Below are 15,900 nucleotides of genomic sequence, written 5' to 3'. Positions count from 1 at the left end.
ACGCGCGCGCTATTTGGGCTAACCTTGCTTTTTCTCGCTGTATTCCCGCCAACCGCCGCCTAATGCTTTATACAGATTAATGATATTCAGCTGTTGCATGAGCCGTGTGCGTACCAGGCGCTGTTGCGCGCCATAAAGCATACGATGGGTATCAAGCAGCGTAAGGTAGTCATCGACGCCTTCCTGAAAACGGAGTCCGGCCAGTTCATAGGCGATTTGGCTGGCTTCAACCGCGCGTTGTTCTGATTGCACCTGGTCATTCAGCGTACGCTGTCCCGCCAGACCATCCGCCACGTCGCGAAAGGCTTGCTGAATAACGTTTTCATACCTGGCGATTTCAATCTGTTTTTGGACATGCGCCCTATCCAGGTCAGCGCGTAATGCGCCGCCGTGAAAGAGAGGCAAGGTGATTTGCGATAGAAAACGCCAGCTTCCCGATCCCGGTTCAAAGAGTCCGCTAAGAGACGCGCTGGCCGTTCCCGCCGTGCCTGTCAGGCTGATTGTCGGGAAGAAGGCGGCGCGCGCTGCGCCTATTCGGGCGTTTGCGCCGCGCAGCCTGTACTCGGCGGCGCGAATATCCGGGCGGCGTACCAGCAGATCTGACGGTAATCCGCCTGGCAGTGTGGTCGGGATCGCGCCTTCTGTAAGCGTGACCGCTTCGTTTAGTCGACGCGACAGTTCAGGCGTGAGCGGCTGGCCCAACAGCAATTCCAGCGCGTTACGATCCCGCGCCAACTGTCGCGTATACGCCGCGCGATTGATTTCCGCAGAACGCAGCGCGATCTCCGCCATACGCAGATCGAGCTGTGTGGCGTTACCTGTCCGGGCAAGCTGGGTTGTCAATGTGTATGAACTTTTTTGCGCGGCCAGCGTATCCTCGGTTAAGCGCAGCAGCTCCCGGTCAGCCCGTAGCGTCAGCCAGGCGCTGGCGACTTCGGAAACCAGGCTCATTCGCGCCGCAATGTACGTCTCATCAAGCGCCATATAGGCGGCTAATGCCTGGTCGCTAAGGCTTCGCACTCGCCCCCAGAGATCCAGTTCCCAGGCCGTCGTCGCCCCAGCCGCCTCGTAGCGTCGGTTAATCTCAGGCTCGTCCGTGACGCTGAGATCGGCGGGAGTGCGACCGGCGTCCATGGCGGTGGCGATGCCGAGCGTCGGCAGCATCTCCGCGCGCTGAATACGGTATAACGCCCGGGCGGCTTCAACATTGAGCCCTGCCTTGCGTAAATCCCGATTATTGCGTAACGCGATCGCGATCAGTTCCTGTAGAAGCGGATCGTGGAAGAAATCACGCCAGCCAATGTCAGCGGCATCCGGCGCGCCAGAAACGGTTGACGTTGCGTAGGGATAGACCACCGCAGTCGGCGATGTGGGGCGTTCGTGCTTCGGCGCCATCGTACAGCCAGCAAGCGTGGTGACGAAAGCAAGCGTCGCCAGCGTGGCGGTCTGCCGATAGCCTGTAAAAGTGATCTTCATTATGCCATTCCCATCATTATGCTTGCTGATCATGTGAATCAACGCGGTTCTCACGCTTTAATGCCATCCTGCGAACCACCACGTAAAACACAGGCGTCAATAACAGGCCGAAGAGCGTGACGCCCAACATGCCGGCAAACACGGCGATGCCCATCGCATGTCGCATTTCCGCGCCGGCACCCGTCGCGAGTACCAGCGGTACTACGCCTGCGATAAAGGCGAATGAGGTCATCAGGATAGGACGCAGACGCAGGCGTGACGCTTCCAGTACGGCGGTCAGCGGGTCTGCGCCGTCGTGTTCTTTGGCGCGGGCAAACTCGACAATCAAAATGGCGTTCTTGGCCGCCAGGCCGACCAGCACCACGAAACCAATCTGCGTAAAGATATTGTTATCTCCGCCAGATACCCACACGCCGACAATGGCTGAGAGTAATGACATAGGCGCAATAAGCAGGACGGCGAAGGGCAGCGACCAACTGTTGTACTGCGCCGCCAGGATCAGGAAGGCCAACAGCACCGCCAGCGCAAAGATAGCAAGCGCAGAGTTGCCGGCCTGTTTTTCCTGATAAACCAGATCGGTCCATTCGAAGACCATCCCTTCCGGCAACGTTTCACGCACGATCTTTTCAATCGCGTCCGTCGCCTGTCCGGAGGAGAAACCCGGAGCCGGTCCACCGCTAATATCTACCGAGGGGAAGCCGTTGTAATGGATGATTCTGTCTGGCCCCGACTGGCGCATAATCGTGACGAAAGCGCTAAGCGGGATCATCTCACCCTTCGCATTGCGGACTTTAAGCAGGCCGATATCCTCTTGTTGCATACGGAATGGCGCATCGGCCTGCGCCATCACCCGCCAGGTACGGCCAAATCGGTTGAAATCGTTGACGTAAAGCGAGCCGAGGTTAATTTGCAACGTTTCAAAGATGTCGGTGAGCGATACCCCCATTGATTTCGCCTTTACCCGGTCGATATCCACCTGTAATTGCGGGGCGTTTGTCTGGAAACTGGCCAGCATATTGGCCAGTTCGGGCGTCTGCATCGCCTTAGACATAATCTCGCTTTGCACCTTTGTCATCGCTTCAAATCCCAGTTCCGCACGATCTTCAATCTGCAATTTAAAGCCGCCCGTCGCGCCAAGCCCTGGAACCGGCGGCGGCGGGAAGATGCCAATAAATCCGTCGGGAATGTGGCTAAATTTGTGCATTAGCTTTCCGGCGATAGCGTTAGCGGAAAGCGAAGGATCTTCACGCTCGTCAAAGGGTTTCAGCATGGCGAACATCAGCGCCGAATTTGGCACATTTACCGGGCCGTTAACCGACAGACCGGGGAAGACGACGACGCTTTCAACGCCGGGTTCCGCCAGCGCGATAGCGGACATCTGTTTCACGACCGCCTCTGTGCGATCCAACGATGCGCCGCTTGGGAGCTGGGCGATGCCGACGAGATAGTATTTATCCTGCGCAGGCACAAACCCGTTCGGCACCTGATGGAAGCCAAGCCAGGTCAGCCCCACAAAGCCAGCATAGAGCACCATCACAATGACGCTGCCGCGCACGGCCCGACGGACGGCGCTAACATAGCGGTTCGACGCGCTGTCGAAGAAACGGTTAAAGCGATGGAAAAAACCGCCAGTGACCGTGCCCATCAACCGCGTTAGCCAGTCAGCCTTCGCAGTATCGTGGTGCGGTCTTAGCAAAATGGCAGCCAGCGCAGGGGAGAGCGTCAGCGAGTTAATGGCCGAAAGGATGGTCGAAATAGCGATGGTCAACGCGAACTGACGATAAAACTCACCCTGCAGGCCCGCCAGGAATGCGGAAGGGATAAAGACCGCCGTTAGCACCGAGGTAATAGAAAGAATGGGACCAGTGACTTCATCCATCGCCTTCTTTGCCGCCTCTCCGGGGCTTTTGCCCTGCGAGATATGCCGTTCCACGTTTTCGACCACAACGATGGCGTCATCGACAACGATGCCTATCGACAGGACCAAACCAAACAGCGAAAGCGTATTCAGCGAAAAGCCAAACAGGTGCATCAAGGCAAAGGTGCCGACCAGCGAAACGGGAACCGCCACCAGAGGAATAATGGACGCCCGCCAGGTTTGCAGGAACAGCACCACGACAAGGACGACCAGCACGAGGGCTTCCAGCAACGTAATCGCCACCGATTGTAGCGATGCGCGCACGAAGACCGTAGGATCATAGGCAATCCGGTATTCGATATCCTGCGGGAAGTTTTGCTGCAACTCATCCATTTTGCCGCGAATCGCGTTAGAAACGTCAATCGCATTGGCGCCCGGACTTTGAATAATCTGTAACGCTGGCGCCGCTTCGCCATTCAGTAAACTGCGCAGCGTATAGGCATCTGCGCCCAGCGTGACGCGGGCGATATCACGCAGACGCGTCACCTCGCCGTCAGCGCCGATTTTTACCACAATCTCGCCGAACTGTTCTTCGCTGGTCAGGCGGCCCAGCGTGTTTACCGTCATCTGAAAAGCGGCGGAGGCCTCCGGCTGTTGCCCGACGGAACCGGCGGCGACCTGTACGTTTTGTTCCCGCAACGCCGTAACGATATCACTGGCGGTAAGACCGCGGTTGGCGATTTTCGCCGGGTCCAGCCAGACGCGCATGGCGTACTCGCCCGCGCCCCAGACGAGAACATCGCCGACGCCGGGTAAACGGGCCAGCTCGTCGCGAACCTGCCGGATGGCGAAGTTAGACAGGTAAAGCGAGTCATAGCGTTTTTGCGGCGAGACAAGATGGACCACCATCAACATATCGGGGGACGTTTTCTCCGTTACAACGCCAATTCGCTGGACTTCTTCGGGCAGGCGAGGCAGCGCGCGGGATACCCGGTTTTGCACCTGAATTTGCGCCATATCAGGATCGGTTCCCTGTTCGAAGGCAATAGAGATAACCATGCGACCATCAATGGCCATCTGGGTATTCATATACAACATGCCGTCAACGCCGTTGATCACCTGTTCCAGCGGCGCGGCTACCGTATCGGCAATCACTTGCGGGTTAGCGCCGGGGTAGCTGGCGCTAACCTGTACCGTGGGCGGCGTAACGGCCGGATATTCACTCAGCGGCAGTTTTAAAAAGGCGATAGCGCCAGCCAGCAGCATTAACAGCGACAGGACGATGGCGAAGATGGGGCGTGCAATGAAAAAGTGGGTGAATTTCATTGGCGCACCGCCTTCGGCGCACTGTCGCCGTCCGCTTTAGTCAATGTCGCGGTCTGTTTGTCGGTCACATTCTGCCGCATCGGCACCAGACGTGGCGCAACGGTCATGCCAGGACGCACCAGCCCCTTGAGGATGATTTTTTCTCCCGGCAGTACTCCCTGTGTAACGACGCGGAGTCCATCGACCATTTGTCCCAGCTCAACCGGACGATACTCCACCTGATTCTCCTTGCCGACGATCAGCACATAGTTTTTGCCCTGATCGGCGCTCACCGCCAGATCGTCAATTAGCACGGTTTCCCGCGGCTCGCCGATGGGCAAACTGATTCGGGCAAACAGGCCGGGAGAAAGCATTCCGTCGGGGTCAGGAATCACGGCGCGTGCCCGGATAGTGCCGGTGCTGCGGTTCATCTGATTGCCCATAAAGTCGAGTACGCCCTGATAAGGCAGCCCGTTATCGGTGGTTAACCCCATGTTGACTACCGGTGGATTTTTGTCGGAGCGGGTATGCCGTAACGCCTTCAGCCAGGTGGCTTCGTCAATATCGAAATACACATACATGGGATTGTGAGACACGATAGTCGTCAAAAGCGTGGCGTTACCCGCTACGCCGCCGCTGACCAGATTGCCCCGGGTCACCAGTATGCGGTCAACGCGTCCGGCAATGGGCGCGGTAATACGGGTCCAGGAGAGTTCAAGGCGCGCTGCGGCGACGGCGGCTTTGGCCGATTGCATCTGCGCCTGTCGCGCATTACGCGTGGCGGTGACATCGTCAGCGTTTTTACGTGATACGGCGCCGCTGGCGACCAGTCGTTGAATGCGATCGAAATCCGCCTGCGCCTGGCGGGCCAGTACTTCAGCCTGACGTAATTGCGCGACGGCGGTGTCGAGGGCGACCTCGAACGGGCGCGGATCGATCTGGAACAGCAGTTGTCCGCGGCTTACCAGACGTCCTTCCGGAACGCTGACGGCGTCAAGGGTTCCTCCCACGCGCGAACGCAGCTCCACGGTCTCCGGCGCGGCCAGAAAACCGGTGAATTCCGCCGTAGGCGCGAGTGTGCGGCTAAGGGCTTTAGCAACCGGTACCGACGGTGGAGGCGGCGCGCTGGCCGGTGGTCCGACGGCGTTGTCTTTATCCCATAGTGCTTCGCCGGCCATGTAAATCACGCCCCCGCTGGCGGCGATGACGCCGGCTATCAACATAATTTTGAATGTTCTACGCATGTCGTTTCCCTCTTTACCGCAGCGTGTCGGCCATTCCGCAACGCTGCCGCAGAATTTTTGGCAAAGGCTAGGCGTTACAACGAAGGAAAGGTCAAGCGCTCCTGACGGGTTTTTTCGGGGCGTGGGTCGGCATCGTGGCGTAAATGTCTCGCATCATCCTCTTTTATGAGCCATCTCACATTCTCGCCGAACCGTGCAGCCTGAATACGCTTGACCTTCCCACAATGGCAAGCTTTAGGCTTTCTGATACCGAATAGTCAGGATGGGGAAGTCGTCATGAGTCAGTCAGAAAATCGTCACGACACGATAAGCTTGCTTGTTGAAGGTATGACCTGCGCGTCGTGCGTCGCTCGCGTTGAAAAAGGTATTAAGGCTGTGCCTGGCGTAACGGACGCTACGGTGAATCTGGCGACGGAGCGCGCCACCGTCCGCGGGACGGCATCGGCGGAGGCGGTGATCGCGGCGATTGAAAAAACGGGGTATGAGGCGCGACCGATAGAGACGGCGGGGCAGGGCGAAGACGACTCTGAAGAGAAAAAAGAGGCCGAGCGCGTCAGGCTGAAGCGCGATCTGATTCTCGCCAGCGTGCTGGCGCTCCCCGTTTTTGTGCTTGAAATGGGCTCGCACCTTATTCCTGGTATGCACGAGTGGGTGATAAAAACGATTGGCCTGCAACAAAGCTGGTACTGGCAATTTGCACTGACCCTGTTGGTGCTGACGATCCCCGGTCGCCGTTTTTACCTTAAAGGGTTCCCGGCGCTGGCGCGTCTGGCGCCGGACATGAACTCGCTGGTCGCCGTGGGAACCGCAGCGGCATTCGGCTACTCGCTGGTGGCGACCTTTACGCCAGACCTGTTGCCTGAAGGGACGGTAAACGTCTATTACGAGGCCGCCGCAGTGATTGTCGCGCTTATTCTGCTGGGGCGCTTTCTGGAGGCAAGGGCGAAGGGGCGGACTTCCGAAGCGATTAAACGTCTGGTGGGGCTACAGGCGCGGGTCGCGCATGTGTTACGCGAGGGCCGCATCGTGGATATCCCTGTCGACGAGGTTGTGCTGGGAGACTGTATGGAGGTTCGGCCAGGCGAGCGGATACCGGTTGACGGCGAAGTGACCGAAGGCCGCAGCTTCGTTGACGAGTCGATGATTACCGGCGAACCGATACCGGTAGAGAAATCCGCAGGAAGTGCGGTGGTGGGCGGTACCGTAAACCAAAAAGGCGCGCTCACGTTGCGGGCGACCGCCGTCGGCGGACAGACCATGCTGGCGCAAATCATTCGTCTGGTGGAACAGGCGCAGGGTTCAAAACTGCCGATTCAGGCCGTCGTGGATAAAGTGACACTGTGGTTTGTCCCGATGGTGATGCTTATTGCTGCGCTGACCTTTGTGGTATGGCTGGCGTTTGGGCCGTCGCCAGCGCTGACTTTCGCTCTGATCAATGGCGTTGCGGTTCTGATTATCGCCTGTCCTTGCGCGATGGGCCTGGCGACGCCGACCTCCATTATGGTGGGAACCGGTCGTGGGGCGGAAATGGGCGTGCTGTTCCGTAAGGGGGAGGCGTTACAGCTACTCAAAGACGCTAAGGTGGTGGCCGTAGACAAAACCGGGACGCTTACCGAAGGCCGCCCGGTACTGACCGATCTCGACGTGGCAGGGGGCTTTGAACGCCGTGAGGTGCTGGCGAAAGTCGCGGCGGTAGAATCGCGTTCAGAGCATCCGATTGCCCGTGCGATTGTCGTGTCGGCAGAAGAGGAAGGGATCGCGCTACCAGGCATGAACGGCTTCGAATCGGTGACCGGGATGGGCGTATACGCTACCGTTGCCGGTACGCGTGTTGACGTGGGGGCTGATCGCTATATGCGCGAAATTGGCGTGGATATTAGCGGCTTCGCCACCACCGCCGAACGGTTAGGGCAGGAAGGGAAATCGCCGCTCTATGCGGCTATTGACGGTCAACTGGCGGCGATTATCGCCGTGGCCGATCCGATCAAACCCAGTACGCCCGCCGCAATTAACGCTTTACATCAGCTCGGCATTAAGGTCGCCATGATCACTGGCGATAATGCCCGCACGGCACAGGCTATCGCCAGACAGTTAGGGATTGATGACGTGGTCGCCGAGGTATTGCCAGAAGGGAAAGTCGAGGCGATACGGCGCCTGAAAGCGGCGTATGGGCAGGTGGCGTTTGTCGGCGATGGCATCAACGATGCGCCAGCGCTGGCGGAGTCCGACGTGGGGCTGGCGATTGGCACCGGCACCGATGTGGCGGTGGAATCCGCCGACGTCGTACTAATGTCCGGCAACCTGCAAGGCGTGCCGAATGCTATCGCGCTGTCTAAAGCGACCATCCGCAATATCCACCAGAATCTGTTCTGGGCCTTTGCTTACAATACGGCGCTGATTCCTGTCGCGGCAGGCGCGCTATTTCCGGTCTGGGGCATATTATTGTCCCCGGTATTCGCCGCAGGGGCGATGGCGATGTCGAGCGTGTTCGTGCTGGGCAACGCTTTGCGGCTGCGCCGTTTCCGGGCGCCGATGGCAACCCCATCCGACACATCCACGACATGAGGAGGAGCGTCATGAATATCGGTAAAGCAGCTAAAGCATCGAAAGTCTCGGCCAAAATGATTCGCTACTATGAACAGATTGGTCTGATTCCCGCGGCAAGTCGGACGGATTCCGGCTATCGGGCCTATACCCAGGCTGATGTTAATCAATTGCATTTTATACGCCGCGCGCGCGACCTCGGTTTTTCAGTTGCTGAAATCAGCGACTTACTGAATCTTTGGAATAACCAGTCGCGGCAAAGCGCTGACGTCAAACGCCTGGCGCAGACGCACATTGATGAACTGGACAGACGTATCCAGAACATGCAGCACATGGCGCAAACCCTCAAAGCGCTGATTCACTGCTGCGCCGGCGACGCGCTGCCAGATTGCCCCATTCTGCATACGCTTGGACAACCTGACGATAGCGAGCCGGAGGCGCGTACCGGAGCGGTGTTGCGCCGTCCTCGTCGTCATGGACTGGCAAAGCGTCTGTAAGTCCTGAGATTACGCTTGACCTTCCAACACTGGCAAGGCCCAGACTGGCAACAGTTCCCACACAAAAGGAGTTCACTATGCAGTTCCATATTGATGACATGACCTGCGGCGGCTGCGCCAGTACGGTAAAAAAGACGATTCTGACTCTCGATGCTAATGCGACGGTGAGAACCGACCCGGCGACGCGTCTGGTTGACGTTGAAACGTCGCTATCCGCGGAGCAGATTGCCGCCGCCCTGCAAAAGGCCGGTTTCCCGCCGCGCGAGAGGTAATCGTCAATGGCGATCGGTCTGGCGACAGGCCGGTCGCGATACGCTAGCCACGCTTCGCTTTCCTTTGCATGAGATAATCCCCATAAAAAATGTGACAAATCATGTGTCAGTAAGCTTTGTTAATAATATGTAATGATTTGTCTATTTTTGCTAACATTTTACCTGCTATATACAAAAAGATAACAAATAAGTAGCGCAACGCTACCTTGTTACGTCGCTTTGACGACGGGAGCGCTCCAGCGTTTCGCCGCTTCAAAGCTTGATGTTATTTTTTGATGCAGGACACTACCTATGTACACCCCCCTGAACTGGACGACGACACAACGACATGTGGCGTTTGCCAGCTTTACCAGTTGGATGCTGGATGCGTTTGATTTCTTTATCCTTGTCTTTGTACTTAGCGATCTCGCCGAATGGTTTCACGCTTCCGTATCGGACGTTTCCATTGCGATTATGCTGACCCTGGCGGTACGTCCCATTGGCGCGCTGCTGTTTGGCCGAATGGCGGAAAAGTACGGACGTCGACCGATACTGATGCTCAATATTCTGTTCTTTACGGTGTTTGAACTGCTTTCCGCCTGGTCGCCCACCTTCATGGCATTTCTGATTTTTCGGGTCATGTACGGCGTGGCGATGGGCGGGATATGGGGCGTCGCGTCATCACTGGCGATGGAAACCATTCCCGATCGTTCGCGTGGCCTGATGTCGGGCATTTTTCAGGCGGGCTATCCCTGCGGCTATCTGTTCGCCTCGGTTATTTTTGGCCTCTTCTACAGTATGGTTGGCTGGCGCGGTATGTTCCTGATTGGCGCCCTGCCTGTTGTCTTGCTGCCTTATATCTGGTTTAAAGTGCCGGAATCCCCCGTCTGGCTGGCGGCCAGAGCGCGTAAAGAGAATACCGCGCTGCTTCCTGTTCTGCGCAAACAGTGGAAGTTGTGTCTGTATCTGGTGCTGGTCATGGCGTTCTTTAACTTTTTCAGTCACGGCACGCAGGATCTCTATCCTACCTTCCTGAAGATGCAGCATGGTTTTGATCCGCATCTGATCAGTATCATTGCAATTTTTTATAACATTGCCGCCATGCTCGGCGGTATTTTCTACGGTACGCTATCGGAACGTATTGGGCGTAAAAAAGCGATCATGATCGCCGCCTTTCTTGCGCTTCCGGTACTCCCGCTATGGGCATTTTCCAGCGGATCATTCACGATTGGTCTGGGCGCGTTCCTGATGCAGTTTATGGTGCAGGGCGCCTGGGGTGTCGTGCCGACCTGGCTGAACGAGCTGGTTCCGGCGAATGCGCGCGCCGTGCTGCCAGGGTTTGTTTACCAACTCGGTAATTTACTGGCGTCGGTTAATGCGACGTTACAGGCCCGCATCGCGGAAACGCATGGTGGCAATTACGGGTTGGCAATGGCGATCGTGGCTGGCGCGGTGGCTATTTTAATCTGTGTATTTGTGGCATTTGGTCGCGAGACCCGGGGAGTCGTCATCTCCGGTACAGATAGCGACGCCCTCCCGGAGTCGGCCATCGGTCATCGCACGTAAACACTACGCTCCTGGCGCATACTGTCGCCGGGAGCGCTCCTTCCTCCTGTGGTTTTTACGCCCTTTCAACGAACAACAAAGGTTAATGATGGCATCTGCCTTTCGTGACCATTACAATCATCGCTTACTTTTTTCTTTATAAGAAATTGATTGTTGGACCTTAAAATTGTCAACGGAGCGAAGATATCATGTTGAAAGATAACCAAAAACACAACGAGTCTGTTGCCCCGAATAGCGCCTTTCTGTCTGAGTTACAACGTGCATTACCGGAATTTTTTATCGCCGATCGCTATAACGAGCAGGGCGAACTGATCGCGAAAGGCGGATTTGATCTCGCCAAATTTGAGCGCGCGCTGAAAGCGCGTAATATTGATGAGCTGACTAGCGGTTATCAGATTGATTTTATTGGTAAAGATTACGCAAAAAAACAGGCGGGTGAAAAATCCGTTACCGTTATCGTTCCTGACGTGGAACACAATACTCTGGCAGAAAATAAAAACAGCCATAATCTTTTTCTGACCGGAGATAATCTGGATGTGTTACGCCATCTGCAAAATAATTACGCCGATACCGTCGATATGATCTATATCGATCCCCCTTATAACACCGGATCGGACGGGTTTGTCTATCCCGATCATTTTGAATATAGCGATCGGGCGTTGCAGGATATGTTTGGTCTTAATGATACTGAACTGGCACGTTTAAAATCCATTCAGGGTAAATCGACGCACTCCGCGTGGTTATCTTTCATGTATCCGCGTCTTTTCCTGGCCAGGAAGCTCCTGAAAGATACCGGATTTATTTTTATCTCTATCGACGATAATGAGTACGCCAATCTTAAATTAATGATGGATGAGATTTTTGGCGAAGGCGGATTTGTCACCAATGTGATGTGGAAGCGCAAAAAAGAGATTTCTAACGACTCTGATAACGTTTCCATCCAGGGGGAATACATTCTTGTTTACGCCAAAACCGGTCAGGGCGCTTTACGTTTAGAACCGCTTTCTAAAGAGTATATTCAGAAATCCTATAAAGAACCGACCGAACAGTTTCCAGAAGGGAAATGGCGACCGGTGCCGTTAACGGTGTCAAAAGGGCTGAGCGGCGGCGGCTATACCTATAAAATTACCACGCCGAACGGTACGGTACACGAAAGACTATGGGCTTATCCTGAAGCCAGTTACCAAAAACTGGTGGCCGATAATCTGGTCTATTTTGGCAAAGATAACGGCGGTATTCCCCAGAGAGTCATGTACGCGCACCACAGTAAAGGGCAGCCAACGACCAATTACTGGGATAACGTAGCGTCGAATAAAGAGGGGAAAAAGGAGATTCTGGATCTCTTCGGCGACAACGTTTTTGATACGCCGAAACCGACCGCATTATTGAAGAAAATCATCAAGCTCGCTATCGATAAAGACGGCGTCGTTCTGGACTTTTTTGCCGGTTCCGGCACCACGGCCCATGCGGTGATGGCGCTGAATGAAGAAGATGGGGGGCAGCGCACGTTTATTCTGTGTACTATCGATCAGGCATTAAGCAATAACACTATCGCGAAAAAAGCAGGTTATAACACTATTGATGAAATCAGCCGCGAGCGAATTACACGCGTTGCGGCGAAGATCCGCGCCAACAATCCCGCGACCAATAGCGATCTCGGTTTTAAACATTATCGTTTTGCCACTCCGACACAGCAGACGCTGGACGATCTGGATAGCTTCGATATTGCTACCGGCCATTTTATCAATACCAGCGGTCAACTGGCCGCTTTCACCGAGTCAGGATTTACCGACATGATCAATCCTTTTTCCGCCAGAGGATTGGGCGTGCCGGGCGGCGCAAGCGGCGAAGAGACCTTATTAACGACATGGCTGGTCGCCGATGGTTATAAAATGGATATTGACGTACAGACCATTGATTTTTCCGGCTATTGCGCCAGGTATGTTGATAATACGCGCCTGTATCTGATTGATGAACGATGGGGAACAGAGCAGACCCGCGATCTTCTCAACCACATTGGTACGCACCAGCTTCCGGTTCAGACCATTGTCATTTACGGCTACTCTTTCGACCTTGAATCCATTCGTGAACTGGAAATCGGCTTAAAACAGCTTGATCAAAAAGTGAACCTGGTGAAGCGTTATTAAGAGGGGATGATGATGAATATTTTACTGGAAGAACTTCCCCATCAGGAACAGGCGTTAGCGGCGATTCTGGCGAGTTTCACCGGTATCGATCACGCGCAGGCCGATCATAATCACTATGCTAATCCGCTGATTAAGGAACGTTACGACGATAAGGCCAATATTGACGTTAAAATGGAGACCGGGACGGGCAAAACCTATGTCTATACCCGGTTGATGTATGAACTGCATCAGAAGTATGGCCTCTTCAAATTTGTGCTGGTGGTGCCGACGCCAGCCATTAAAGAAGGCGCGCGGAACTTTATCACCAGCGATTACGCCAGACAGCATTTTTCACAGTTCTACGAAAATACGCGGATGGAACTTTGCACCATCAACGCCGGTGATTTTAAAGTAAAGTCGGGGCGTAAAAATTTTCCGGCCCAGCTATTAAGTTTTACTGATGCCAGCCGTCGTGATAGCCATACGATTCAGGTTTTGCTGATCAATGCGCAAATGCTCAATTCCGCCAGTATGACGCGAGACGATTACGATCAAACGCTACTGGGCGGGCTGACGTCGCCTGTTAAAGGGCTGCAAATGACGCGACCGGTGGTCATTATTGATGAACCGCATCGTTTTGCGCGAGATAACAAATTTTATCGAGCGATTCAGGCCATTCAGCCGCAAATGATCGTCCGCTTTGGCGCTACCTTCCCGGATATTGTCGAAGGTAAGGGTAAAAATAAATGTGTACGTAAAGATTACTATCGCCGGCAACCGCAGTTTGATCTCAACGCGGTGGACAGTTTTAACGATGGTTTGGTGAAAGGTATTGATATTTATTACCCGAATCTCCCCGAAGAACAGGCCAACAATCGTTATATCGTTGACAGCGTCACGGCAAAGAAATTAATCCTCCGACGGGGGAGCAAAATTGCCGAGGTTGGCGTGGGCGAAAATCTCGCCGATGTCGATGCAGGATTTGAAGGCAGTATCGAATATGCCGGCAGTAAAATGTTGTCGAACGATCTGGAGCTGGAGGCAGGGATGGCGCTGGTGCCAGGAACCTTTGGCGCGAGCTACCAGGAACTGATTATTCAGGACGCTATCGATAAGCATTTTGACACTGAGCAGGCAAATTTCTTACGCAGCAATGAGCCAGAAAATAATGCCCCGCGTATTAAGACCTTAAGCCTTTTCTTTATTGACAGTATTAAAAGCTATCGTGATGACGAAGGCTGGTTGAAAGTCACTTTTGAGCGTTTGCTGAAAAAGAAACTGACGCAACTGATTGACGATTATCAGCGCAAGACCCTGCCGCGAGAAGTGGAGTATCTGTCGTTTCTGCAGGCCACGCTCGCCAGCCTGCACTCGGATAACCAAAACGTCCACGCTGGTTACTTTGGCGAAGACCGCGGAAGCGGCGATGAGGCGATCCAGGCTGAGGTAGATGATATTCTGAAAAATAAAGAGAAGTTGCTCAGTTTTTCAGACCATCACGGCAACTGGGAAACGCGCCGCTTTCTGTTTTCAAAATGGACGCTTCGCGAAGGCTGGGATAACCCGAATGTTTTTGTCATTGCTAAATTACGTTCTTCCGGTAGCGAGTCGAGCAAAATTCAGGAAGTGGGGCGCGGCCTGCGGCTACCGGTAGATGAAAATGGTCATCGCGTTCATCAGGAAGAGTGGCCGTCCCGACTGTCGTTTCTGATTGGTTATGATGAAAAAGCGTTTGCCAGCATGCTGGTTGATGAGATTAATCGCGACAGCAAAGTTCAGCTTAACGAGCAGAAACTGGATGAGGCGATGATCACACTCATCGTCACCGAGCGGCAAAAAGTCGATCCTGCGTTTACGGAGCTTCGTTTGCTGGAAGATCTGGATGATAAAAAACTGATCAACCGGAGTAATGAGTTTAAACCCAGCGTCACGCTTAACGGGGAAACCAAAAGTGGTTTTGCGTGGCTACTGGAGTTCTACCCTGAGCTGACGCAGGCGCGGGTGCGAGCGGATCGCATTCGTGACAATAAGCCCGCCTCCCGACTGCGAGTCAGGTTACGCAAAGAGAATTGGGAACAACTTAGCAGTATCTGGGAGCAGTTTTCCCGCCGTTATATGCTGCAATTCGAGCGTAGCGGCGCGTCTCTGGAACAGATTGCCGCCGAGGTGCTGCGCGATCCGGCGCTGTATATACGCCAGAAGCCAAGCCAGGTTCAACAACGGCTGGTATCGAATGAAGATAATGGCCGTTTTGAAGTGGCGCAGCGGGAAGGCGAATTAGCCGCCAGCGAATTTAGGGCGGGCATGAAATATGGCCATTTTCTTAAGCAACTGGCGTTACGCACCAGTCTGCCGGTTAACGTCCTGCACCCGGTGTTAATGGCGATGCTGCGTGATGTTTTGCACGGAGATTCACGTTATTTAAGCGAGATCTCGTTGGACAATATGACCCGCGCATTACAGGCGCGGATTAATGCGCATTTTGCGCAGCGCCACGATTATCTGCCTCTCGATTTTCAGGCTTCAACGTCGGTATTTGATTCTACGGCACGGCAGTTCAGAGAGGAGATTAGCGCTGAAATTGTGGGGAAAAATGTGGATGAGAATGCGATAGACGATCCCCGTTCTCTCTATCAAATACCGCCGTTGCGTTATGACAGCGTCGATCCAGAATTGCCGCTATTAAAATACGATTATCCGCAACAGGTTTCTGTGTTTGGCAAACTGCCTAAGCGGGCCATTCAGATCCCCAAATATACGGGGGGCTCTACTACGCCGGATTTTGTGTACCGTATTGAGCGTCAGGACGCCGACAGCGTTTATTTACTGGTTGAAACTAAAGCAGAAAATATGCGCGTAGGCGATCAGGTTATTCTTGATGCGCAACGTAAATTCTTCGATATGCTGCGTCGGCAAAATATTAATGTCGAGTTTGCGGAAGCGACCAGCGCGCCGGCGGTATTTTCTACGATCAATGGCTTGATTGAGGGGAAGGCAAACTAACGGGTTTGAATGGACCTTAACGGTTATCTT

General features: G+C 54.3%; 9 protein-coding genes. 6 read left to right on the top strand and 3 right to left on the bottom strand.

The window, feature by feature from the left end; all coding sequences use genetic code 11:
- Positions 1–18 precede the first annotated feature (18 nt).
- Genes mdsC through mdsA form a run of 3 tightly spaced genes read right to left on the bottom strand, consistent with a single transcriptional unit; the run spans position 19 to position 5,883 of the window.
- Complete coding sequence (gene mdsC / locus J4613_RS19435; RefSeq protein WP_023211100.1) at positions 19–1,476, bottom strand: multidrug efflux transporter outer membrane subunit MdsC; 1,458 nt, start codon at positions 1,474–1,476, stop codon at positions 19–21.
- A 16-nt stretch (positions 1,477–1,492) separates the two neighbouring features.
- Positions 1,493–4,660, bottom strand: a complete 3,168-nt coding sequence (mdsB, locus tag J4613_RS19430) for a multidrug efflux RND transporter permease subunit MdsB (RefSeq protein ID WP_000673146.1) — start codon at positions 4,658–4,660, stop codon at positions 1,493–1,495.
- Complete coding sequence (gene mdsA / locus J4613_RS19425; RefSeq protein WP_080219284.1) at positions 4,657–5,883, bottom strand: multidrug efflux RND transporter periplasmic adaptor subunit MdsA; 1,227 nt, start codon at positions 5,881–5,883, stop codon at positions 4,657–4,659. The genes mdsB and mdsA overlap by 4 nt, the downstream gene beginning before the upstream one ends.
- A gap of 276 nt (positions 5,884–6,159) precedes the next feature.
- Between mdsA and golT the strand changes: the two genes are divergently transcribed.
- The 6 genes from golT to J4613_RS19395 all read left to right on the top strand — a co-directional run bounded on the left by golT (position 6,160) and on the right by J4613_RS19395 (position 15,870).
- Entirely contained in the window at positions 6,160–8,448 is a 2,289-nt protein-coding gene (golT, locus tag J4613_RS19420) for a gold/copper-translocating P-type ATPase GolT (RefSeq protein ID WP_111742435.1), read from the top strand.
- 11 nt (positions 8,449–8,459) lie between these two features.
- Positions 8,460–8,924: an Au(I) sensor transcriptional regulator GolS gene (gene golS / locus J4613_RS19415; protein ID WP_001020583.1), complete on the top strand. Its 465-nt coding sequence runs from the start codon at positions 8,460–8,462 to the stop codon at positions 8,922–8,924.
- Between the two features lie 77 nt (positions 8,925–9,001).
- Entirely contained in the window at positions 9,002–9,196 is a 195-nt protein-coding gene (gene golB / locus J4613_RS19410) for a gold resistance metallochaperone GolB (RefSeq protein ID WP_001159470.1), read from the top strand.
- A gap of 291 nt (positions 9,197–9,487) precedes the next feature.
- A complete protein-coding gene (locus tag J4613_RS19405; RefSeq protein WP_000288502.1) occupies positions 9,488–10,741 on the top strand; it encodes an MFS transporter in 1,254 nt (417 codons plus the stop codon).
- 188 nt (positions 10,742–10,929) lie between these two features.
- Entirely contained in the window at positions 10,930–12,888 is a 1,959-nt protein-coding gene (locus tag J4613_RS19400) for a site-specific DNA-methyltransferase (RefSeq protein ID WP_000910349.1), read from the top strand.
- A 9-nt stretch (positions 12,889–12,897) separates the two neighbouring features.
- Complete coding sequence (locus tag J4613_RS19395; protein WP_012219085.1) at positions 12,898–15,870, top strand: type III restriction-modification system endonuclease; 2,973 nt, start codon at positions 12,898–12,900, stop codon at positions 15,868–15,870.
- Positions 15,871–15,900 lie beyond the last annotated feature (30 nt).

The sequence above is a fragment of the Salmonella sp. 32020114201800008SM genome (genome assembly GCF_017572025.1).
Taxonomy (GTDB): Bacteria; Pseudomonadota; Gammaproteobacteria; order Enterobacterales; family Enterobacteriaceae; genus Salmonella; species Salmonella enterica.
Note: the sequence above shows the minus strand (reverse complement) of the source record. Positions and strands in the feature narration are given on the sequence as shown.